Annotated in this window: 18 protein-coding genes; 14 read left to right on the top strand and 4 right to left on the bottom strand. The window is 68.9% G+C overall.

The features are described from left to right. Positions 1-185: 185 nt before the first annotated feature. On the bottom strand, positions 186-581 hold the full coding sequence (locus tag C1Y63_RS04505; protein ID WP_106015282.1) for a hypothetical protein: 396 nt from the start codon (positions 579-581) through the stop codon (positions 186-188). Positions 582-1,202: 621 nt separating this feature from the next. Between C1Y63_RS04505 and C1Y63_RS04500 the strand changes: the two genes are divergently transcribed. From C1Y63_RS04500 to holA, 9 genes are all read left to right on the top strand, one after another. Further along, positions 1,203-2,342 (top strand): GNAT family N-acetyltransferase, encoded by a 1,140-nt coding sequence (locus tag C1Y63_RS04500; protein WP_106015281.1) that lies wholly within the window; start codon positions 1,203-1,205, stop codon positions 2,340-2,342. Positions 2,343-2,538: 196 nt separating this feature from the next. After that, positions 2,539-3,165, top strand: coding sequence for a nicotinate-nucleotide adenylyltransferase (gene nadD / locus C1Y63_RS04495; protein ID WP_255414041.1), 627 nt, complete (start codon positions 2,539-2,541; stop codon positions 3,163-3,165). A 225-nt stretch (positions 3,166-3,390) separates the two neighbouring features. After that, on the top strand, positions 3,391-4,482 hold the full coding sequence (locus tag C1Y63_RS04490) for a CPBP family intramembrane glutamic endopeptidase (protein WP_106015279.1): 1,092 nt from the start codon (positions 3,391-3,393) through the stop codon (positions 4,480-4,482). A 427-nt stretch (positions 4,483-4,909) separates the two neighbouring features. Beyond that, entirely contained in the window at positions 4,910-5,377 is a 468-nt protein-coding gene (gene rsfS / locus C1Y63_RS04485) for a ribosome silencing factor (protein WP_106015278.1), read from the top strand. Further along, entirely contained in the window at positions 5,374-6,105 is a 732-nt protein-coding gene (locus tag C1Y63_RS04480; protein WP_106015277.1) for a histidine phosphatase family protein, read from the top strand. The genes rsfS and C1Y63_RS04480 overlap by 4 nt, the downstream gene beginning before the upstream one ends. A gap of 91 nt (positions 6,106-6,196) precedes the next feature. Beyond that, positions 6,197-7,132: a DegV family protein gene (locus C1Y63_RS04475; RefSeq protein WP_106015384.1), complete on the top strand. Its 936-nt coding sequence runs from the start codon at positions 6,197-6,199 to the stop codon at positions 7,130-7,132. Between the two features lie 236 nt (positions 7,133-7,368). Beyond that, positions 7,369-8,190, top strand: a complete 822-nt coding sequence (locus tag C1Y63_RS04470; RefSeq protein ID WP_106015276.1) for a ComEA family DNA-binding protein — start codon at positions 7,369-7,371, stop codon at positions 8,188-8,190. Then, entirely contained in the window at positions 8,187-10,037 is a 1,851-nt protein-coding gene (locus C1Y63_RS04465) for a ComEC/Rec2 family competence protein (RefSeq protein ID WP_106015275.1), read from the top strand. Before C1Y63_RS04470 ends, C1Y63_RS04465 begins: the two co-directional genes overlap by 4 nt. Before the next feature lie 59 nt (positions 10,038-10,096). Then, positions 10,097-11,026 (top strand): DNA polymerase III subunit delta, encoded by a 930-nt coding sequence (gene holA / locus C1Y63_RS04460; protein WP_106015274.1) that lies wholly within the window; start codon positions 10,097-10,099, stop codon positions 11,024-11,026. Between the two features lie 222 nt (positions 11,027-11,248). On the opposite strand, the gene rpsT is transcribed toward holA, so the two are convergent. Both rpsT and C1Y63_RS04450 read right to left on the bottom strand, forming a co-directional pair. Further along, complete coding sequence (gene rpsT, locus C1Y63_RS04455) at positions 11,249-11,512, bottom strand: 30S ribosomal protein S20 (protein WP_106015273.1); 264 nt, start codon at positions 11,510-11,512, stop codon at positions 11,249-11,251. A 395-nt stretch (positions 11,513-11,907) separates the two neighbouring features. Then, positions 11,908-12,489, bottom strand: a complete 582-nt coding sequence (locus C1Y63_RS04450) for a type II toxin-antitoxin system PemK/MazF family toxin (RefSeq protein WP_233195578.1) — start codon at positions 12,487-12,489, stop codon at positions 11,908-11,910. 253 nt (positions 12,490-12,742) lie between these two features. On the opposite strand from C1Y63_RS04450, the gene lepA reads away from it, so the two are divergent. Beyond that, a complete protein-coding gene (gene lepA / locus C1Y63_RS04445) occupies positions 12,743-14,599 on the top strand; it encodes a translation elongation factor 4 (protein ID WP_106015271.1) in 1,857 nt (618 codons plus the stop codon). Positions 14,600-14,761: 162 nt separating this feature from the next. Beyond that, on the top strand, positions 14,762-16,849 hold the full coding sequence (locus C1Y63_RS04440; RefSeq protein ID WP_106015270.1) for a hypothetical protein: 2,088 nt from the start codon (positions 14,762-14,764) through the stop codon (positions 16,847-16,849). A gap of 101 nt (positions 16,850-16,950) precedes the next feature. On the opposite strand, the gene C1Y63_RS04435 is transcribed toward C1Y63_RS04440, so the two are convergent. Further along, positions 16,951-17,526, bottom strand: coding sequence for a neocarzinostatin apoprotein domain-containing protein (locus tag C1Y63_RS04435; RefSeq protein WP_233195577.1), 576 nt, complete (start codon positions 17,524-17,526; stop codon positions 16,951-16,953). A gap of 1,249 nt (positions 17,527-18,775) precedes the next feature. Here C1Y63_RS04435 and C1Y63_RS04425 point away from each other — a divergent pair. From C1Y63_RS04425 to C1Y63_RS04415, 3 genes are all read left to right on the top strand, one after another. Further along, positions 18,776-19,756 carry a class C sortase gene (locus C1Y63_RS04425; protein ID WP_106015267.1) on the top strand — a complete coding sequence of 327 codons (981 nt, stop codon included), beginning with the start codon at positions 18,776-18,778 and terminating at the stop codon, positions 19,754-19,756. A 37-nt stretch (positions 19,757-19,793) separates the two neighbouring features. Then, positions 19,794-20,621 carry a SpaH/EbpB family LPXTG-anchored major pilin gene (locus C1Y63_RS12990; protein WP_106015266.1) on the top strand — a complete coding sequence of 276 codons (828 nt, stop codon included), beginning with the start codon at positions 19,794-19,796 and terminating at the stop codon, positions 20,619-20,621. A gap of 975 nt (positions 20,622-21,596) precedes the next feature. Continuing rightward, entirely contained in the window at positions 21,597-22,877 is a 1,281-nt protein-coding gene (locus tag C1Y63_RS04415) for an alpha/beta fold hydrolase (RefSeq protein WP_106015265.1), read from the top strand. Positions 22,878-23,003: the final 126 nt, after the last annotated feature.

Raw genomic sequence — 23,003 nt, 5'->3', positions numbered from 1 at the left:
GGGGCCAAGGGCACGGGGTACGCGTGGTGTCCGCACCGCGTGTGCGGGATGCGACGCGGGTACGTAGACGGTGCATGAACACAGCAACGCTCCGGCGTGGCAACCAAAGAAGGGTCGCCGCGCCGGAGCGTCGTCATGGGTGCGCCTCACGCGCGCCCGCGGGCGCGCGGTGGGGTGTGTCTTTTTTAAGAGGAGCCGAGGAGGCCGCTCAGGGCGTCGACGATGTCGGAGGAGCCGCCGAGGAACTGGCTGGAGCCGCTCACCAGGTCAGGCTTGACGGCGTCACAGGTCTGCATGCGGGTGGCGTAGCGGTTCGCCAGGGAGTTCACGGTGGAGGCCTTGAGGGAGGTGCCCTTGGCCTGCTCCTTGATGTGGCGGACTGCATCGGAGTAGTAGGTGAAACCCTTAGCACTTGCGGAGACCTTGGCCACGGCGCAGGGGCTGCCCTCGAGGGCGGTGACGGAGGCCTTGAGGGCCTCAGCCTTCACGTCGGCGACAATGTCGGCCTGGGCGGGCAGGGCGGTGGCACCCATGAGGGCAGTGGCGGCCAGGGTGGCGGCGAGGGTACGGCGGAGCTTCATAGCAACAACATCCTTCGGTGGGAAACGTCCAATGGGGCGCACGCGGTGCGCGCACACCTGCAACCTAGCACGGGTCTTTTCGCACGTGGGGCGGCAAAAATGCAGCCCTCTACCCCCGTGGCGGGGCTGCAGCGTCGATACTTCTGCGCCTCTGCTCCCACTCGGTGATGTGAGCCAGCACCCTCCGTGCAGGGGCCTGCGCGCCGTGTGCACATCGCGCCCGTTCGCCCGCGCACGCCGCCGGCGCCGCCCCTGCCGCGCGCGTGGGGCAGCGTTGCTGCTGCCGGTCTCTACCAGTGCGGCACGGCGCGCGCCCCACAGGCCACCGTCGCGCACTGCCTGCCGCTGTCGGCAGGTGCGCCTGGCGCGCCCAGCCCGCGAGGGGTGGGCTTCCAGTAGCCCCTGTGCAGCAGGCCTGCGTGTTCTCTCCCGGCCAAGCCCCAGCACCAGCCTGGGTGCTGCCCGGGCGGGGGTGAAAAAAGGGGACGGCCGGAGGTGGGCGCTGGAGGGTCGCGCACGTCCTCGTGGCGTCGCGCCCGTCGCCCGCGGGTGGGCGGCTGCGGGGAACACGTGTGGTGCACGACGCGCCGCGGGGTCGGCTGTGGCTGATAGAAAGGGGGAATGCAGATTCTCCCCATGACTCTTCCCCGCCGTGGCGAGCAGCCGGCGGCGCTGGCGCACAGCCTGGTGATGGCGGACGCGCTGGCGACCGCGCAGGCCTTCGGCTCCGACGATCATGCGGCCTCCCTGCCGCAGACGATGGCGAACTGGGCGAACGCCGTGCGCAGTGAGAGCACCGTGGCGGTGGCGATCGACGAGGACGGCAGCGACCTGCCGGCCCTGGGGGAGTCGGTGGCGCTGCCGCTGGGGCTTCCCGCCGACGCCGACCCGGATGACACGTCCCACGACCCGGGGCTGCTCGTGCTGCCGCTGGGGTGGGTGGAAACAATCCTGCACACCGATGACGCCCTCCCGGAGCAGCTGGACGTGAAGTTCACCCTCAGCGAGCGGCTGCTGCCGCTGCCGGGGGAACCGCTGGCAGCCGCCGCGGAGGAAGTACTCGCGGCACTGCTGGCGCACGCCCGCACGGTGGCGGCCGCGCAGCCCAGCGTGCGGTCCCTGGAGACCTGGGTCGACATCGGCGCAGACTCCAGCCCACACAATCACCCCGTGGCCGAGTGGCTGCTGCGCCAGGGCTTCACCGTCGGCCTGGAGGAACTCGTCGCCCACGTGCCGGTACCCCAGGGGGCTGCCGATCCCACCCTGGAGGAGCGCTACACCCTGCACCGCTTCCGCAACGCCATCCCTGCGGAACGCTACGTCGACAGCCTGCTGGAGCTGTACCAGCTCTCCGAGGACGAGGTTCCCCACGGGGACATGACGGTGTACCGCACCACCTGGAACCGGGAGCTGTTGGACACCATCCAGCAGGCCAACATCGCCGCCGGCCGTACGAACGGCGGGGTGCTCATCGCCGAGGGAGACCGGGTGCTCGCGGCCTCCGTGTTCGGCCAGCCGCAGGGCTCGCGGCCGCACATCGCCTCCCAGGGGGTGACGATCGTCCACCCGGACGCCCGCGGCCGGGGCCTCGGCCTGGCGATCAAGCAGGCGGCACTCGCCGCGGTGGCGGAGATGCTGCCCGGGGTGACGAAGGTGATGACGCAGAACGCCGGCATCAATGATGCGATGCTGCACGTCAACCAGCGTCTCGGGATGGTGGTGGAGGGCCACTCCACCGGCTTCCGCCTCGCCCTTGACTAACACCGACTCGCGCCGACGTACCCCTCCGAACCAACACCTTGAGCCCTTGGTCGCCACCCGGCACCCAGGCACCCCACCCCGGTGCCTGCGGGGCGGCTAAAGTAAAGACACTGCTCCGGGGCACGTGCGCGACAAAGATGCGGGCGCGTGGCCCGGCGTGTACCTCGACGTGTTGTGATCTTTTTTTCTGTGAGGAGTGCCGGTGCGTATCGGAATCATGGGCGGCACCTTCGACCCCATCCACAACGGCCACCTGGTGGCCGGTAGTGAGGTCGCCGATCGTTTCGCCCTCGACCAGGTGGTGTACGCGCCGACCGGCCAGCCCTGGCAAAAAGCCCACACCACCGTCAGCCCCGCGGAGGACCGCTACCTCATGACGGTGGTGGCGACCGCCTCCAATCCGCGGTTTCGGGTGTCCCGGGTCGATATTGATCGCGGGGGCCCGACGTACACGGTCGATACGTTGCGGGACTTGTCCCGCCAGTTCCCCGGCGCGGAGCTGTTCTTCATCACGGGCGCTGATGCGCTGGCGGGGATCATGTCCTGGCGTGACTGGGAGCAGATGTTTGAGCTGGCGCAGTTCGTGGGCGTGACCCGCCCCGGCTACCAGTTGCATGAGGACTTCCTCCCCCCGGAGGTGCAGGAGCGCGTGCACTTGATTGAGATCCCCGCGATGGCGATCTCCTCGACGGATTGCCGGGCGCGGGCGAAGGCGGGGCGGCCGGTGTGGTACTTGGTGCCGGATGGGGTGGTGCAGTACATCGCGAAGTCGGGCCTGTACCGCGACCCCGCGGACCCGGCTGCCCCGAACTGCGCCGAGTAGGGCACTTTCCCCGGGTCGGCGGACGTGGTAGTCACAGTCGCCGGCCTCACAAGGGGCGGGTGGTGGGGGGAGCTGTGGCGGGGGAGCCAGCGCGCTCGTAGCATGGGGCACACCTGCCTATCCGGACCACCTCCCACCCCGCGGGGCGGGCAGTGGTGCGGCGTTGCCGCAGGTGGATGACGATCCGACCCCGCCGCCGGCGGGCCCTGCGGAAAGGACGATGCCATGAATGATGCCCCTGACTCCGGCCGTGCAGCACGCGCTGTGGATGTGGCGCGGGAGCCTGCGGCCGCACCTGTGCCGACCTCCGGGGCGTGGGGGACGGGGCCGGTGGTGCGCGACTGCCCCGATGAGCGGGTCCGCGACGCGCACGGCGTGCCCACAGGTGGGCTCACCGCGGTGCCGTGGGCGGCTGTGGGTGCGTTCGTGGTGCTGGCGTTCGGGCTGGCGTGGCTGGTGGCGATCCCGCTGTGGATGCACCGCCCCATGACGATGACGAGCATGACGGATCAGCTGTGGTTCCAGGTCACCGGGGCGGTGATGATGGCGACCCCGGTGGCCGCGGCACTCATCTGCCTGTTCGTCTTCAAGATCCCGCCTGCCGGTCGCCGCCTGGCGGCGCTGGGGTTGACGTTGCCGCACCGGGTGTGGCGGTTCGTCGCATACCTCGTGCTGGCCGCCTATCTGCCGGTCGTGGTCAGCGGGCTCATCGTGGCCCACGGCGTGGCGTTCGGGCTGGCGGACTACGACCTGTCCCGCTGGACGCAGCCCGTCGCGCCGGGCGTGTCCGTGACACTGCAGACCCAGGTGCTGCTGCAGCTGGCGCTGTTCCCGCTGGGCGTCATCGTTAACGCGATCCTGGCCCTGGGGGAGGAGCTGGGGTGGCGCGGCTACCTGACCACCGTGCTGCGGCCGCTGGGGGTGTGGCCGACGGTGCTGATCACCGGGGCGATCTGGGGGCTGTGGCACAGCCCGCTGTTGCTGCTGGGCTACAACTACAACCTGCGGGACTGGCGCGCGCCTGTGCTCATGATGGTGGCGTGCATGGCCATCGGTGCGGTGCTGGGGTGGCTCCGCTTGAGCAGCGGCAGCGTGTGGCCGGCGGTGTTCGCCCACGCGGGGCTCAATGGTTCGGCGGGGATCACGTTGATGTTTTTCGCCCAGCCGATGGACGCCCACAATCTTGTGTGGTGCGGCCCCTTAGGTGTGCTGGCGGTGGTCGTGTGGGCGGAGGTCATCATCCTCGGCCTGCTGGCCGCCCGGGTGCGCGCGCGGCGGGCCGCCCGCCGCGTGAGCGCTGCGCCGACCACGGCATAAATAACCGGTTTCTCCCCGGCCCCACCGGGCGCGGGGCGGGCCCTGCGGGCTATACTTGCCGGTGGACATGACGCGGGTCGCCCGGCCCGCGCCGCGACCGCCAGGGCCGGCAGGAGCGTGGTTCCTGCGCCCACTGCCGTGAAGTCTGTGCTGCTGGCCGGTGTCACGTCTCCTGGTGGCCCCAGGTGCGCACCGCGTGTTGCCGCACGGGTGGGGGTGTCGCTACTGTTGACGCTTCTCACCTTTCACCGCGATGCATCCGCCGTGGGCGTGTGGTGAGCCGACCTCATCGCACTGCCAATCCCCGTGTGCATCGCCGCGTGTGTATCGACCCGCGGAGCTCCGCCCTTGTGTGTGGTGGGCTGCCCGCCGGGGAGCATGCCGACTGTATAAATAAAAAACATCTGAGAAAGTAGCGCCACCGACCGTGCCTGCACAGAAGAACTCTATTGACCTTGCCCGGGTGGCCGCCCTGGCCGCCGCCGAGAAGCTCGGCGAGGATATCGCCGTCATCGACGTCGCCGACCAGTTGGTAATCACCGACTGCTTCGTCATTGTCTCCGCCGACACGGAACGCCAGGTCAACGCCATCGTTGACGAGGTGGAGGAGAAGATGCGTGAGGCGGGCGCGAAGCCGCTGCGCCGGGAGGGCGTGCGGGAGTCCCGCTGGGCGCTGCTCGACTACGGTGAGGTCGTCGTCCACGCGATGCGCACCGAGGAGCGCGACTTCTACGGGCTGGATCGCCTGTGGGCGGACTGCCCGCTCATCGCCATTGAGGGTGTGGATGGCTACACCCGCCCCGCCGAGTGGGAGGGCTTGGCGACGGCGCGCGCCGCGCAGACCCAGGAGGAGCTGCCGCTGGCGGAGCCGACTCCTGACGCTGACGAGCTATGAGCCGCCGGCTGATCGCGCTGCGGCACGGGGAAACCGAGTACAACGCCACCGGCCGCATGCAGGGCCACCTGGATACGCTGCTGTCTGCCCGCGGGCAGGAGCAGGCCCGGGTCGCCGCCCAGTACCTGCGCACCCAGGACATCACCCACATTGTGTCCTCTGATTTGGCGCGCGCCCACGCCACCGCCGACGCGGTCGGCGAGCTCCTCGGCGTGGAGGTCACCACCGACCCCCGGTTGCGGGAAACGCACCTGGGCCAGTGGCAGGCCATGAGCCACGAGGAAGTGGATGCGACCTGGCCGGGCGCGCGTGCCCTGTGGCGGCACGACGCGACGTGGGCGCCGCCGGGAGGGGAAACCCGTCTGGAGGTCGCTGCCCGCGCCCGGGCCGTCGTCGACGAGCTCATGGGTGAGCTGGACACCTGGGATGATTCCACGGTGTTGCTCGTCGCCCACGGCGGCACGATCAGCGCGTTGACCTGCAACCTGTTGGGCCTGGAGCATTCCCAGTACCCGCTGCTGTCGGGGCTGAAGAACACCTGCTGGGCGCAGCTGGTTGCCCGGCCGCGGTTTGTGCCGCGCGCCGGCGAGGAGGAGGACTTCTCCCAGGAGCTGCGGTTTACCCCGGAGACCGTGGCGGATGCCCAGTGGTATCTCGACGGCTGGAACATGGGTGTGGCCCAAGGCCGCGCCACCCTGCCGGCCGACACGGACGCCACGATCCTCTAACACACACGCCTCCGCCCCCGTGCGGGGCGCATGGGTGTGTGTCCTGCCCGCCGACCCACCTGTCACGACGCTTGAGAAAGGGGTGGACGCCATGCCCGTGAGGGTCGTGGTGGATTCCTCCGCCAACCTGCCGGCCGACATTGCCGCCGAGCTGGGGATCACGGTCGTCGACCTGCACATGATGCGCACCGGCGGCGACGCGTCGACCGCCGGGCTCAGCGCCCTTGAACTCGTCGCCACCTACGCCCGCCAACTGGAACGCGGCGGCGACGAGGGGGTCGTCGCCCTCCACTTGAGCAAAGAACTGTCCTCCACCTGGTCGGCGGCCGTCACCGCCGCCGGCGTGTTTGAGGACCGGCTGGTCCGTGTCGTCGATACCGACTGCATCGGCATGGGGGTGGGCGCTGCCGCGATGGCGGCGGCACGCCTCGCGCAGCAGGGCGCGGGCCTGGAGGAGTGCTACGACCTGGCGGCGTCGACGGTGGCGCGCAGCGAGCTGTGGTTGTACGTGCACAAGATTGATGCGCTGCGGCGCTCCGGGAGGCTGTCGACCGCGGATGCGCTCGTGTCGACTGCCTTGGCGACCCGGCCGATCATGCACCTGCGGGACGGCAAGCTGGAGATCGCGGCGAAAACCCGCACCCAGTCCAAGGCGTTCGCGAAGCTCGTGGACCTCATCACGCAGCGCGCGGCCGGCCTGCCGGTGTTTGTCGCGATTCAGCAATTTGAGGCCCGGGAGGCTGCCCGGGGGCTCGCCGACGCCCTGGAGCAGGCCTTGCCGCAGGGCTCGTCGATCATGGTGGTGGAGTTGGATTCGGTGCTGGCGGTCCACGCCGGCCCCGGTGCCGTCGCCGTGAGTGTGGTGTTCACCGACGACGTGGATACCGCTGAGGACACCCCGGCCCTCGCGGGGGAGGGCACGGCCGATACCCACACCACCGGCACTGCAGCCCCTGCGGACGCACCCGCTCCTGCCGCAGAGCACCCCCAGGTCCCCGGCGCGGACACCCCGGACGCAGGCGAGTAGGAGCCCCCGCCGCGTCACGGCGCACACAGTCACACCCGGCAGCTTGGCGCGCGGGCAGCCAGGCAACTTAGGGTGCGGCAGGATACTGCTGTCTGTGGGGTGCGCGCAGGAACCTATCCACACCCACCCGGTGGTCCACACCGTGGGCACGCAGATCGGCTTCGGTTATCCACAGATTGCGCGATGTCCCGAATTGACCTGCGGATGGGGAAGGAGTCCGGGCTTAGGCTGCGGGCATGATCACCGACAGGATTGCTGAACTCACCCGCCCGCTGGGGGAGGAAGAACTCCTCCACGTCCACTACCCGCAGCCCCGGCTGCGCATCACCACCCGCGCCGCCGTGGCCGCGAGTGTGCTCGTCGTGCTGCTCACCGCCGGTGTCGTGGTGGTCGGCATGCGCGACCCCGGGGAGGTGAGCGAGGGGATCGCCCATGCCAGTCTGCGGGTGGTCCCCGCAGGCTCTGCCGACCAGGAGGCGCTGCTGCGGCGGGGTGCCGCGGCAGACCTGTCCGCCCAGCAGATACCGGGTGCGGGTTCCCCGGCGACTGCTGTCCCCATCCCGGACGGCGCTGCGGCCGCTGGCGGGCTGCTTGTCGTCAGCGTGGCCGGTGCCGTGGAACGCCCCGGGGTGGTGGAGCTGCGGCAGGATGCGACGCGCCCGGCCCGGGTGGCGGATGTGCTGGCGCGGGTCGGCGTGCTGCCCGAGGCGGATCTCACCCACGTCAACCAGGCTCAGCACGTCGCCGACGGCATGCACCTGGTGGTGCCGCGCCATGGTGAGGGCCCACCGCCGGACCCCGTGGCCGGTGCGGGAGGCGTGGGCGCTGCCGGTGCTGCGGGTGTCTCGGCAGCGCTGCCGGGTGCTGGGGTCATCAACATCAACACCGCTGACGCGGCCACCCTGGCCACCCTGCCGGGGGTGGGGGCGAAAACCGCCCAAGCGATCGTCGACTACCGCACCGCGCAGGGGCCTTTCCGCGCGGTGGAGGAGCTGCAGCAGGTCAAAGGCATCGGCCCGGCGAAGTACTCCCAGTTTGAAGGGCGGATCCGGGTATGACGCAGCTGCGACTGGTGCCCGCCGCGGCCAGCGTGTGGGTGGTGCTGTTGGTGCTGCTGCTGTCCGGGCGGGCGCTGTGGGCGCTGCTGGCAGGCGGCGTCATCGTGGCGCTGGCGGTGCTGCTGCGGCAGCGCGGCCAGGCGGTGGTGTGCGGGCTAAGTATGCTCGCCGCCATCTGCGTGGGGTGGGTGCGGCTGCGGGCGGCACGGCTGTCGCCCTACCAGCCCGAGGCGGCCGGCATGCTCACAGGAAAGGTGGCGCAGGCCCCGAAGCAGGTCGGTGAGGGGGCGTACTACTTCACCCTTGAGGTGCCCCGGCACCCGGTGGAGCTGCCGGTGGTGCTGCGCGGGGAGTTGGACACCCAGGTAGCAGTCGGCGCTGAGGTCTCCTGTCCCGGGCACCTGGTGGCCTCCGATCGGCCGGGGGTGGCCCACGTACTGGGGATCTGTGAGGACTCCCTGCAGCTCATCGCCCAACCCCAGGGGTTCGCGGCGGTGGCGGCCACCGTGCGGCAGCGTCTCGCCGCCGCCGCGGAGGCGGCACTCAGCGCCCCGCAGGCAGGCCTGGTTCGCGGCATGGTGCTCGGGGACGTCACGGGCCAAGACCCCGCGCAGCGCGCCCTCTACCAGGACACCGGCTTGAGCCACCTCTCAGCAGTCAGTGGTGCGAACGTCGCACTCGTCGTCGGTGCGGTGCTGCTGGCGGGACGGATGCTTACCCGCTCCCGGCGGGTGCAGTGGGCGGCCGCAGGGGTGGCCCTTGCCGGGTTTGTCGTCCTCGTCGGCCCGGAGCCCAGCGTGCTGCGCGCCGGGGTGGCGGGCAGCCTGGCCCTGGTGGGCATGATGGCGGCGACCCGCCAGGAGGCCATCCATGGGGTGGCGGTGGCGATCCTCGCGCTGCTCATCATCTCCACCGACCTGGCTGTGAACTTCGGGTTTGCCCTGTCCATTGCCGCGACGGTCGGCATCGTGGCCCTGCAGCCGCTGCTGCTGCGGCCACTGGCGTCGACGGGCATGCCCGCGTGGTTGAGCATGGGCGTGGCGGTGGCGGTGGCGGCCGATGTGGCGACGATGCCGATCCTGGCGCTCATGGTGGGGCGCATCAGCGTGGTCGGGGTGGCGGCGAACGTGGTGGTCGCGGCAGCGGTCGCCCCCATCACGGTGCTGGGGCTGATTGCGGCGCTTGTGGGCTTGCTGCCCGGGGTCGGGGTGCCTGCGGCGACTGCGGTGCTGTGGGTGCTGCGGCCGTTCCTCTGGTGGATCCACACCGTGGCTTCCCGGCTGGCGGAGCTGCCGCATCCGGTGGTGGACCTCCCCGGCGGGGCGCTGGGGGTGGCCGCCGCAGTCATGATCGCCGCCTGGGTGGTGGTCCTCATCCACGCCCGCGCCTGGCGGCGGATCGCAGCCGTAGTCTTAGGCACCGGACTGGTGGTCACCGGGGTGGCAACGGGGGAACAGCCCGCGCCGCGCGCGGAGCCCTGGGCTGATGCGATCGTCCTCATCGTCGACACCGTGGAGGACGCCGCCCGGGTGCCCGCAGTACCCCTTGACAGGAGTGCCCAGGGCGGGGCGGGAGAAGGTACCACAGCAGACCCGGCCGCCGATACCGCAGCCTCCCACTCGCCGGGCGTGGACATGGCCGCCCCACCGGCGGGCGCGCCGGCGACTGCGACGGCCACGCGCATCGGGCCGGTGTTTTCCCGCAGCGGCCCCCGCGTCGATGCCATCGTGGTGCGGGAAACGCCCGCCCGCAACGACCGTCCCTACCAGCGGCCCGATGGGCTTCCCATCGTCACTCCCGGCTGGGAGCTGCTGCGCGACGGCACCCAGCGGCGCGCCCACCGCTGAGGTGGGGGAATCCCCAGCCCGGCTAGGGTGTGGGTGGGGTGTGGCACTATGGGTGCGTGATGAAACCTGTGCAGCTGATTCTGGGCGATAACGAGTTCCTCGCGGAGCGGGCCCGTCACGAGATCGTGGCGACGCTTCGCGCCGAGAATCCCGGCGTGGAGGTAGCACTGCTGTCCTCGAGTGAGGCGACCCCGAACGAGTTGGCATTGCAGCTCTCCCCGAGCTTGTTTGGCGACGACAAAGTCGTCGTCATCACCCGCGCCCAGGACGCCGGCAAGGATGCTGCCGACGCGATCCTCGCGGCCGCGGTGGACTTGGCGCCGGGGATGACACTCGTCGTGCAGCACTCGGGTGGCGGTCGGCAGAAGCAGCTGGCCACCAAACTGCAGAAGATCGCCGATGTGTGGGAGGCCAACACCCCGAAGGCGCGGGACCTGTCCAAGTTCGTTGCCGCCGAGTTCGCCCGCCATCAGCTGCGCGTCACCCCGGATGTGAACCTGGCGCTGTTGGAGTCCGTGGGCAGTGACCTGCGGGAGATTTCCTCCGCGGTGAGTCAGCTGGTGGCCGACACAGGTGGGGATGTCACTGTGGCGAGTGTGCGCACCTACTACGAGGGCGTGGCGGAGGTGTCCGGCTTCGATATCGCCGACGATGCGGTGCAGGGCAAGACGGCCCGCGCGGTGGCGTCCACACGGCGGGCCTTGCAGTTGGGGATGAGCCCGGTGCAGTTGGCGAGTGCCCTGGCCAACAAGGTTGATGCGATTGCGCGTATGTACTCCACGCGGGGCAAGCCGGACGTCTCCCGGCTGGGCATGCACCCCTATGCGGTGCAGTTGACCCACCAGGTGGCGCGCCGCTGGTCGGGGGAGGCTGTGAGCGAGGCGGTCATCATCGTCGCCGAGCTGGATGCGGCGGTCAAGGGGCAGGCCCCCGACCCGGAGTTCGCGATCGAGGACGCCGTCCGCCGCATCGCGGAACTGGCCCGCTAAGCCGCCGGCATCATCCCCGGGGTAGAGCCTTAGTCATCTGTGCCCCGCGCGCTTCACGGGCGTGCGGGGCTGACGCGGAGCGTCCGCGCCTGTCACGGGGCACAGGGCATGCAAAAACACTCCGTCACACGGTCCCCATGTGTGGGGTGTGTGCGGAGTGTTCGCGTGGGTGCTTGATTCTTTTGGGTGAGTCAAGCGGGGGAGAAGTTCCCGGCGGGAACCTTAGGCCATCTTGTTGACGGCGGTCGCCATGCGGGACTTCTTGTTGGCGGCGTTGTTGCGGTGGAACACGCCCTTGGTCACGGCCTTGTCCAGCTTGCGGGAAGCAACGCGCAGCTGCGCCTCGGCGCCAGCCTTGTCGCCAGCCTCAACGAGAGCGCGGAACTTGCGGATCTCGGTGCGGACGGCGGAGCGCACAGCCTTGTTGCGCTCGCGGGCCTCTTCGTTGGTGCGGTTACGCTTGATCTGAGACTTGATGTTTGCCATGAGTGAAAACCTCTTGGAATCTGGGGCGTGCAGGTACAGCTCGCCCGACGGTGATGTTGCGGCAGTGCGCGAACCCAAGGTCCTGCCCGCGTCTTCAGGGGAAAAGGCCTGTGTGCCGCAACGGTAATGAACTTTTGGTGTCTGTCCCAAGGGTGCAATTCCCACCGGCCGACGTTCATTGGTGTCGGCAGCGGGCGCCTTGATAAGCACCAGCGGACAAGACTACCTGCCGGGGTGGGGTGAATCCAAACCCATCACCCGCAGGTGCCGGGGGAGAACCCATCGCGAACACCCCCGGAGCGCCCCGGGCAACCCCTCATGTACTCCGGGCCCCCGTCTGACCCCGCCGTCATCACCGTGGGGCCACAGCGCACGGGTGGGCGGGGTGGGTGCGCTTAGTTCCAGCCGAATTCGCTGCGCAGGCGGTGCGCGATGCGGTCGTAGCGGCGGCGCGGCATGACCGCCCCTTGGCGGCGGATGGCGTCCTCGGGCATGGTGACGACTTTGTCGAGCCGCACCCAGCTGTTGCGGCCGGAGCTTTCCCACACCCCGGAGCCGATGTCGAGCCAGGTTTTTTCTTCGGCGTGCTCGGCGTTGGGGGAGATGAGCAGCGCCATGATCTCGTGGTGGGTGCGGCCCACCACGACGAAGGCGCGTTCCTGGGTGTCGCCCTCGTCGTCGGCGAGGGTCATCCACACCACTTCGCCGGGGTCGGCTTGGCCGTCCATGTCGGGGGCGTAGTAGATGCTGCGCGCCACCGCGGTCGTGGGCACGACGGTGACCTCTTCGCGCTGGAGGGGGCGCTGGGTGTGTGCCACCACGGCGGTGTTGGAGCATTCCAGCCCGAGGCGGTGGGCGATGCGGTCGAGTCCCTCGTCGAGGTCGCAGTGCGACAGCCCGGGGGCGGTGAGTGCGCGGCGCGGGTTGAGACGCCGCGCGAGCCGGGTGAACATGCCGCGGGGTAGTGCGGGTGACATGTGGCTCATCTTAAACCCGCCGTAGGCTGAATGCCCAGCGTGCGTGCCGCGGTGGGGGTGCGGGTTCGTGCCGGTGCCGCGGGTGCTGTGCTGCCTGCCGCGGTGGGGTGGGGTCGCGTGCGTGCGCGGGGCGGGGCGGGCCGCGGCGGGTGGTTGCTGCGGGGCGCGGGCGGGTGCGGGAAGAAGGGTGTGTGCGCAGGGGCCCGTCGGGTACTGTTAGGGCCTAATCATGAGGAAAGGGTGAAGCTCGCACATGGCGCCTAAGACCGGCAACTTTGCAGAGAAGACGTTCACGGACCCCAAGCAGATCCGAAACTTCTGCATCATCGCGCACATTGACCACGGGAAGTCGACTCTCGCGGACCGTATTTTGGGTTTGACGGGTGTGGTTGAGGCGCGCGACATGCGCGATCAGTACCTGGACAACATGGATATTGAGCGTGAGCGTGGCATCACCATTAAGGCGCAGAACGTGCGCCTGCCGTGGGTGCCGCGCACGGGCAAGCATGCCGGCGAGGAGATCGTCATGCACCTCATCGATACGCCCGGCCACGTGGACTTCACCTACGAGGTGTCCCGCGCGCTGGAGGCCTGTGAGGGTGCGATTCTGTTGGTGGATGCGGCCCAGGGCATTGAGGCGCAGACGTTGGCGAACCTGTACCTGGCGATGGAAAACGATCTTGAGATCATCCCGGTGCTCAACAAGATTGACCTGCCGGCCGCCGACCCGGAGAAGTACTCCCTGGAGATCGCGCACATCATCGGCTGCGAGCCGGAGGATGTGCTGCGGGTGTCCGGCAAGACCGGCGAGGGTGTGCCGGAACTGCTGGACCGGGTGTGTGAGCTGGTGCCGCCGCCGACGAGTGACGCGGGCGCGGACGCGCCGGCGCGGGCGATGATCTTCGACTCGGTCTACGACACCTACCGCGGTGTGGTGACCTACATCCGCATGGTGGACGGCAAGCTGGAGCCGCGCCAGAAGATCAAGATGATGTCGACGGGGGCCACCCACGAGCTACTGGAGATCGGCATTGTCTCCCCGACGCCGAAGAAGTGTCAGGGCCTTGGCCCCGGCGAGGTGGGCTACCTCATCACGGGTGTGAAGGATGTGCGCCAGTCGAAGGTGGGCGACACCGTCACCTGGGCGTCGAAGGGCGCGGAGGTGCCGCTGAAGGGCTACGAGGAGCCGAAGCCGATGGTGTACTCGGGCCTGTTCCCGATTTCCCAGGCGGACTATCCGGACCTGCGCGACGCGCTGGAGAAGCTACAGCTCAACGACGCGGCGCTCACCTTCGAGCCGGAGACGTCGGTGGCGTTGGGCTTCGGTTTCCGCTGTGGCTTCTTGGGCCTGCTCCACATGGAGATCACCCGCGATCGCCTGCAGCGCGAGTTCGACCTGGATCTCATCTCCACGGCGCCGAGCGTGTCCTACCGGGTGGTGGCGGAGGATGGCACCGAGTCGATGGTGCACAATCCGAGCGACTGGCCGGGCGGCAAGCTGCGGGAGGTGTGGGAGCCGATCGTGAAGACGACGATCATTGTGCCCGCCGAGTTCGTCGGCACCACCATGGAGCTGTGCCAGTCGAAGCGCGGCGAGATGCAGGGCATGGATTACCTTTCCGAGGACCGTGTGGAGCTGCGCTACATCATGCCCTTGGGTGAGATCATCTTCGACTTCTTCGACATGTTGAAGTCCCGCACCCGCGGCTACGCCTCCCTCAACTATGAGGAGGCCGGTGAGCAGCAGGCCAACCTCGTCAAGGTGGATATCCTGCTGCAGGGCGACCCGGTCGATGCGTTCTCCGCGATCGTGCACCGCGACAACGCCCAGTGGTACGGCAACAAGATGACGGTGAAGCTCAAGGAGCTCATTCCCCGCCAGCAGTTCGAGGTGCCGGTGCAGGCGGCGATCGGTTCGAAGATCATCGCCCGCGAAAACATCCGTGCCCTGCGCAAGGACGTGTTGGCGAAGTGCTACGGCGGCGATATTTCCCGTAAGCGCAAGCTGCTGGAGAAGCAGAAGGAAGGCAAGAAGCGCATGAAGTCCATCGGTTCGGTGGCGGTGCCGCAGGAAGCCTTCGTGGCGGCGCTGAGCACCGACGAAAACTAGGGCGCGCGCGACGCCTGTCACGGCCACGGCCCCGGGAAAGCAGTGTTCCCGCAGGGCCGTGGCCTGACGTCGTGCCCGTGGTACCCCAGTCCCTGCGGGTGGGGTGGGGGTGAGGGGAGCCTTGTCCGGCGGTGGGGGAGTGTGGGTGGGATACTGGGCAGCATGACTTCGAAGGCCCAACGGCTGAGCTGCGGGGACGTATTCGGCCCTGCGGCGTCCGGCCGCGTAATCAAGACGATCACGCTGACGAACGACAAATGCGACGTCACCCGCACCGCCCTGGTCGATATCAGCCGTCCGGTGTGCGACATCGTCGACGAGTTCGTCGTCTCCCTGGGGCAGGCACCCCACCCCCGCACGGTGCTCACCCTCAAAGGCCCACGCGGTGGCCGCAACACCTATGTGGGGCGGGCGGCCTACCACTACCTGCACGACAACCTGATTGATGGCACCCAGCTGCAGCTCGCGGAGCTGCTGGTGCCGGGGCGCACTCTCGTGCTGGAGGCCTCACCGATGCACGGCTGGCGTTTCGAGCTGGACATCACCGACCCGGAGCCGGACGACCTGGAGTTCGTGGCCGACCAGGAGGGGCTCATCGTGGTGACGGAGTTCGCCGGCACCGTCGTGGAGACCATTGAGCCGGCGGTGTACAACTTTGTGCGCGCCGCCCTGCGCGGGGAGGACATTCCCCCGCAGATCGAGTGGGTGGTGGATAACGCCCAGCTCGTGGAGCGGATCGTCGACCAGCTGCCGGACCCGTTGTACGACGTGCTGAAGTTCGGTGCGGTGCGCGCCGCGCAGCTCAACCTGGGCGCCTACCCCCTGTTGGACGTGGTGTTGGGGGAGGACGCCCGCTACACGGCGCTGGTGGCGTTGGTGGATTACATCAACCGGCAGGACCCGGTGGCCCTCGACGAGGAGGGACGGGTCGCCGCGGACGTGGTGACGGACATCGTGGAGGGCGAGTCCTTCCTCACCTACCACTTGAGTAAGCACCAGGTGCGCCGCGCCCAGTACGAGCCGGCGCTCAACGCGGCGGTGCGCATCGGCGTGGACATGGGCCTCGTGGAGGAAACCGAAACCGCCCTGTATCTCACCGCAAAAGCGGAGGCGTTGGTGGAGTTGCCGACGCTGCAGCTGGTGCTGCGGGTGGCGGCCTGCACCTTGAAGTGGCTCATTGATCACGACGCCCTGGACACCATTGAGCTGGAGGACGGGGCCACGCCCCGCTACCGGCCTTTCGTGCCGCCGGCGGTCCGCACGACGTTTTCCGCGGCGCTGGGGGAGGTGGCGGCGGCCGCCGCCGCGGAGGAGCGCGTGTTGCCCACGTTTGTGGCCTCGGCGAAGGAGGCGGGCGCGCACCCGCTGCAGTCCTCCCAGGTGTTCCTCCCCGGCGAGCCGCTGCAGCTGGTGCCGGGGGCGCTGACACAGCCGCACCTGGTGGCCCGGGTGACCCTGGAGGGCACGAACCCGGCGGTGACCCCGGCGATTACCCGGGTGATTGCGGTGCCCTGGGCGGAAACGGTCGAGCACGCCGTGGCGGCCATGATCTGCCTGTTCGGCTGGGACAACATCCACCCCTGGTATCTGCAGTTCCCCGCGCCGGTGTCCGCGCAGACGCTCACCAAGGCGCCGACGGGTCAGGCGCGGGAGGAGCTCGCCCAGGCCACCGTGGAGGAGGCCGCCCAGCAGGCGAAAGCCCACTCGGAGGCCGCCCGCGTGGCGGCCGCTGTGCGGGCCGCTGCCGCCGAGGACGACGACACGGCAGCGGCGGCGCTGGCGCAGGTGGCGGGCGATGATGTGCCGCATGCCCCGGCGGTCGATGTGGATGTGGAGCACCCAGCCTGGCCGGTGCGGATCATTACCTCCCGGGAGCAGGTGTACGGCCCGTTGTGTTACCGGGCGGATGGGGTGCAGCTCAGCCAGGTGCTCACCCAGCAGTCCCCGGAGGCGACGATCGTCTACGACCCGGGTGACGATTGGCGGATGAGTGTCCGCGTCCTCGGCGTGGAGCAGCGCCCCCACGGCTACTACGTCGACGAGGCGCAGCGCGCCTGCCCGCCGGAGGACTGCGGTGGCGTGGCCGGCTTTGAGCGCGCCAAGCTCATCTGCGACGACGCGGAGGGCTACATCCTGGCCCACGCCCAGGATGATGTGGCTCAGATCGAGAAGATCCTCGCGAAGTTTCAGGACTTCGACTTCGCCACCCCGCAGTTCCCTCCGGGCAGCTACACCGTCGACGACGTGTAACCGGCCCCGCCCGGGCGCCCCGCCCGCCCGTGCCGCAGCCCCAGGGCCGCAGCCTGTGGGCAGCAGGGGGCGTGGCGGGGTACGGCGGGGTGCAGATGTCGCTACTCGGCGAAGGTCACCGGCACCCAGGCGACATCCTGGAAGCCTTCCGTGTGGTCGCCGAAAATCTTCACCCCGCAGGCATCCTCACGGCAGTCGATGCCCTCGCCCACCGGGGTGGCCGCAATAGTCGCCACGGCGGTGCCGTCCTCCGCCAGGGTGATGGTGCCACCACTGGCCTTGATCCATGCCTGCGCGGTGGCGTCGCCGCGGCCGCCCGTGCACAGCGGCACCGGGGAGCCCTCGGGGCGATCCTCGGCGCAGATGGCGGCGTAGTAGCCCGCCTTCGGGTTAAGTCCCGCGAGCGTGATCTCCACGGTATCGCCGGCGCGCAGCCCCTCTGCGGGCGCTACGTCGACCGTGACATCCTGCGCAGCGGCGGGCGCGGCCGTGCTGCCCGCCTCCGTTGCTGGTGCGCTCGCCGTAGGGGAAGCAGCGGTGCTGCTCGGTGCGGGGGAGTCCACCTCCGCGGTGCTGCAGCCCACGAGCACACCGGCAGTCACACCGCAGGCCAGCAGTGCCCCTGCGCGCCGGGCGCGGGTCGTCGTGGTGGTGGGGTGGGTGGGGGTGACAAACACTGGGACAACTCCTGGACAAACAATCATCGGCGCGAACGCACACACAACAAGGGAACAGACAACAGACAGTGGGCGACGCAGGCTGATAAATCACTGGGGCGCGCCGCGGCACACGCCGTCACACAGGCCCGCGCCGCGGTGGGTAAAAAACTTCCTGACCTGCGGCGCGCATGCATCCTGTGCAGACGACCAGGGAATACACAGGCTGGTGCGGTAGGGTGCTTGCTTTCCTGGGTGCACGCCGTGCACGCACACCAGCTCCACCGTCCATCTCCTAGTTCACCCTGGGTGGCCTGCCGTTGGCAACGGTCATTGGTCTAGACCTTAAGACATCCCCACGGTGAGCGTCATGCCCTCCTTTTTCCCTAACACTGGGTGAACACTGGGTGCGTCCCGCGCGCACGCGCCGACACCCACCTCGGGCATGGCCCTGGCCGCCGCGCGGCAGATCCGCCCCTTCCCGGGGCGCGAATACATGCGCGCGAGACCGCGAAAAGTGGTGGTGAACAGCGACGATGGTGCTGCAGGTGGGCGTGTACGATGATGTGAGCCTGAGATTCACCTGAGAGGAAGGTGTCCTGTGACAGCAGCCGAGCCGCCGGTGACCCCGCCGGAGGGAGGCCAGCCCACTGGGCGCGTCAGGCCGACGCCGCGCCAGAACCCCACCCCGCGCCAGAACCCCACCCCGCGCCCCGCCCCGCAGCCAGGCCAGCGACAGCCGCAGGCCCCGCGGACGGCACCGGGGCAGCGACCTGTGCCCCCGCAGGGTGGCGCGCGCCGGCCGGCACAGCCGCGCCCCGCACAGGCCGCCCAGCAGGGGAGCGCTCCTGGCGCACCCCGCGCTACTGGGCGACCCCCGCAGCAGGGCGCGCCGCGCCCACCCCAGCCGGGTGCCGCGCCGCAGGGTGCCGCCCCGGGCGCGCGCCCGCGCCCCACACAGGGCGCTCCTGGTCGTCCCGCGATGCCGCAGCGCGCGGCAGCCCCTGCCCAGCCCGGCCGGCAGGTACCCCGTCAGGGTGTCGCCCCTGGCCGCCCTGTGCGCCGGGTTGCCCCGGCCGCGGGTGCTGCCGCTGCCGGGGCCGCAGGGCCGCGCCCTGCCGGTGCTGCGCCGCGTGCGGCAACCCCCGGGCAGCAGGCCCGTCCCGCGCCGGGGCGCCAGGCACCAGGTCGTCCCGCACCGGGGCAACCGGGCCGCCCGCAGCCGGCTGCTGCTGGCGCGCCACGGCGGCCCCAGGCGCGCCCTGCCGCCATGGCCGGTGCGGCTGCCGCAGGTGCGGCGCAGCGCCCGCCGGCCGCCGCCGCTGTCGCGCCCGCGCCGAAAGTCCAGCCCGAGATTGAAGCCTCGGTCGCCGCCGCAGAGAAGCAAGCGGAGGACAAGGGCAAGCGCAACGTCTTCACGACGACGATCCTGCCCCTGGTGCTCGTGCTGCTCGGCGTGCTGGTGCTCAGCTACCCGATGGTGGCGATGCAGTGGAACAACTACCGCCAAGCCAAGATCGCGGAACAGTACGCCAGCATCATCCAGGACCAGCCGCAGGCCAAGGTCTACGAGGGTCTGGAGCACGCGGAGGAGTACAACCGGCAGCACTCCAACGGGCCGACCTACGACCCGTGGACGGGTGGCGTGGACCTGAAGAGCCCCGAGTACCAGGAGTACTTGAGCCAGCTGGCGCTCGTGGACACCATGAGCCAGATCGTCATCCCGTCGATCGGGGTCAACCTGCCCGTCAAGCACGGCACGGAAAGCGACACCCTCGACAGTGCGATCGGCCACCTCTTCGGCTCCTCCCTGCCGGTGGGCGGCGAATCCACTCATAGTGTTCTTACCGGACACACAGGTTTGACCAACTCGACTCTGTTCGACAATCTCACCGCCGTCAAGGAGGGCGACGCCTTCTACCTGAACACCTACGGGCGGAAGATGAAGTACCTCGTCGACGAGATTCAGGTGGTGCTCCCCGACAAGACCGACAAGTTGGGGATCCAGGAGGGCCGCGATCTGGTCACCCTCATCACCTGTACCCCCTACGGCATTAACTCCCACCGACTCCTCGTCACCGGACACCGGGTGCCGATGGATCCGGAAGAAGAGACCCGAGCGTTTACGAAAAACAACACCATTGTGTGGACGTGGTGGATGATTCTCACGGTGGTAGCGGTCGTGCTAATCCTGCTCGTGATGCTAATCTTGGGTGCACGTGCGATTTATCGCAGGATGAAGAAAAACTAACCCCCGTCGGTGGTGAAGGAAAGGTTTGAGTTAGCACATGACTCATGGAAAGAATTGGCGCTCGGCTGTTGCAGCCGCCGCCACGGCCGCGCTGATGCTGTCCGCTACTCCGATGGCGATGGCTGACACGGACAAGGTCGTCAGTGGCCTGAGTGTCGATGCGTCCAAGATCAATGTGGGCGCCATCGACCCGGCGAAAACCATTGACTTGACGCTGGTGAAGAAGGGTAACGACGGCACGACCGCCGTTGCCGGTGTCACCTTTAAGGTGCAGCGTCTGGCTGGATACGACCTGCTGACTCAGGAGTCCTGGGAGAAGGCTCTGAAGCTCACTCCTGCTGAGGCTGCGCAGGGCCCCTTCGTTGGTGAGCCGCTGGAGGTCACCACCGGTGCTGACGGTTCTGCCCAGCTCACCGGCCTGGAGCGTGGCCTGTACTACGTGGAGGAGATCTCCACGAATGGTGATGTTGTGAGCTCTGCTCCCTTCGTCATCACCCTGCCGTCCGGCAACAAGGACGGTTCTGAATGGTCCTACAACCTGACTGTGACCGCGAAGAACCAGCCGGTGCCGACGACTCCGCCGACCGTGCCGCCGACGACCCCGGTGCCGATCCCGATCCCGATTCCGATCCCGATCCCCAACGTGAGCACCGCGACTGTGACCCCGCCGCCGGCGACGGTCACCCCGACCGCGACGCCGACCCCGGCCCCGCCCGCACCTGCTGAGAAGGGCATTCCGCGCAAGGTGCAGCAGGCCCTGGCCTCCACCGGTGCGTCCGTCATCGGCGTGGTCATCGCCGGCGCCCTGCTGGTTGTTGCCGGTATCTTCCTTGTCGGCCGTCGCCGCAAGTCCGAAGAGGCCTAAAAGCCCCATAGATAGCCTGTGAGCAGCGCATTCGTGGCGCTGCGTCACTGGTGGTCGGGGACGGCTGAGTCCCCGCCCGCTTCTCTTCATCCTGACGCCCATCGACTTCCACGGGCGAGAACCCCCCTGACTTTCCTGGTCAGGGGGTTTTCTCATGCCGTCGCCAGGCGTGCCAATAAGTGGGCTGTGCGGGGTGCGCTCGCCTGGTGCAAGGCCCTCCCGGGCGGTGTTTGCGCTGCTCAAAGGGGAAAAGGGGAGAAAGGGGTGGGGATGTCCGCACGCGGGCTGTGGGCCGTTGTCCCGGCTGTGCCTGCGCGGCCGATGTAGCTGGATGCTGGCGATATCGTCAGCGTCGCCGCTGCGAAGGCCCTGGGCTGGGTGGGGAAAGCCCAGGTATTGGCACACTCGGTGCGGGCGACGCCTGGTGTGCTGCCGGTGCTGAACTCGCCGTTTTCGCCGAGGTGCAGCCCGCGATCGGGCGGCCAATGTTCGAATATGCGGGCCCGGGAAGGGCCATTTTTCGGCCCCGGAATGAGGAAAAACTAAGAGCTGCATGAGAGCTACCTAAGGAACAGATGAGTATGCGGCGGGGCGGGGATGGGGTTGCACGCATGGCTCCGAGGGGCCCAAATTCACCCCCATGTGGGGGTAAAAATGGCCTTTGTGTCTAAGCTCATAAAAATTCCTGTGAGTGCCCTGGGTTGCGCCTGTGTGGCCTGCTGCTGGGGGCGGCTGTCGGAATCCTGGTGTGACCAGGAGGTCAGTGCCATGCGTGGGCGTACCGCTCGGGGAAGAGTCCTGCTGTGCGGGACCGCGTGGTCCACCATCCTGGGAAGGCACTGGGACGGTGGCGTGTCTCCCAGCCCGCGCCGCGAGCAGTCTATGGCCGGCACCCCGCAGGATGTTTTCTCAGGTTGGCGGTGCCGGGGCGTGTGCGGGGTCGCAGTACTGCCTGCGTGGTTAGGGTGGAGCACTATGTACCTGGAGAGCACCCGCACCCGCCAGATGGGCCACACCCTCGTCGAGCACTACCTGCACCGCACCGCGGACGATGTCCGCCGCATGGCGCGCCCCTGGGCGGCGCCAATCTTCGCCCGGGAGATCATCGCCGACGGCAACGAGAATGCCCCCATGGTCGTCTACCTCCAGGGCGGGCCGGGCTTCGCCTCACCGCGGCCCCAACAGATCGCCGGGTGGCTGGCGGCGTTGCTGCCGCGCTACCGGGTGCTGCTCCTCGACCAGCGGGGCACGGGCCGCTCCGGGGCGCTGCTTGGCGACTCGGCCCCGACAGTCGAGGAGCTCGTCAACTGCCGCGCCGACGGCATCGTCGCCGACTGCGAGGACTTCCGTGCAGCTTTAGGAATCGACCGCTGGAATCTCTTCGGGCAGAGCTTCGGCGGTTTCTGCATCACCACCTACCTGTCGCTGGCACCGGATGCTGTGGAGCGGGTCATGCTCACCGGGGGCCTGCCGGCGGTGGGCCGCAGCGCGGACGAAATCTACCGGGCCACCTATAGCACCCTGCGGCGCCGCCACGAGGCCTTCAACGCCCAGTTCCCCGCCGCACGCCAGACGATCGAGGACGTCATCCGCCACCTGGACGGGGAGGAAGAAATTCTGCCCACCGGGGAGCGGTTGAGTTCCCGGAGGTTCCGCACCATCGGCATCGCCCTTGGTCGGGGCACAGGCTTTCTGGACCTGGCGTACCTCCTGGAGGACCCGTTTACCACCCGGGGTGGCAGCCGGCGACTGCGGGCCGACTTCCTCGTCGACGTCGGGCAGCGCGTGAGCTTCGCCCACAACCCCCTCTACGCGGTGCTCCACGAGGCGATCTACGCCGACGCCGGCTGTGGGCTGGGTGGGGCGACCGCCTGGGCGGCGCACCGGGTGCGGGAGGAGTTCGAGTGCTTCGACGAAAACGGCGGCACCTTCCTCACCGGTGAGCACATCTACCCCTGGATGTTTGATGAGGACCCGGCCCTGGTGCCCCTGAAGGCCCAGGCGGAGGCGCTGGCCGCGAAGGACGACTGGGGTGTGCTCTACGACGTGGAGAGCCTCCGGGAGGCCACTGCCACCGCGGCCGCTGCCGTCTACGTTGACGACATCTTCGTGCCCATGGACTACTCCCTGCACACCGCGTCCCTGTATCGGGACTGCCGGACCTATGTGACCAACGAGTTCCAGCACAACGGCATCGCCATCGACGGCGGGCGGATTCTGCGGCACCTCATGGGGCTGCTCGACGAGCGGGACTAGGCCGTGTTAGGAAAGTCCCCCGGCGTGTCCTAAGACACAAAAAGCAGGTTTCTGTTTACAAGTAGAGGTGTGAAACAAAACCAGAAACAAAAACCTGCAGCAACCACCCTACCGGCATACCGCCGA

It is taken from the genome of Corynebacterium sp. 13CS0277 (assembly GCF_002994655.1).
Taxonomy (GTDB): domain Bacteria; phylum Actinomycetota; class Actinomycetes; order Mycobacteriales; family Mycobacteriaceae; genus Corynebacterium.
Note: the sequence above shows the minus strand (reverse complement) of the source record. Positions and strands in the feature narration are given on the sequence as shown.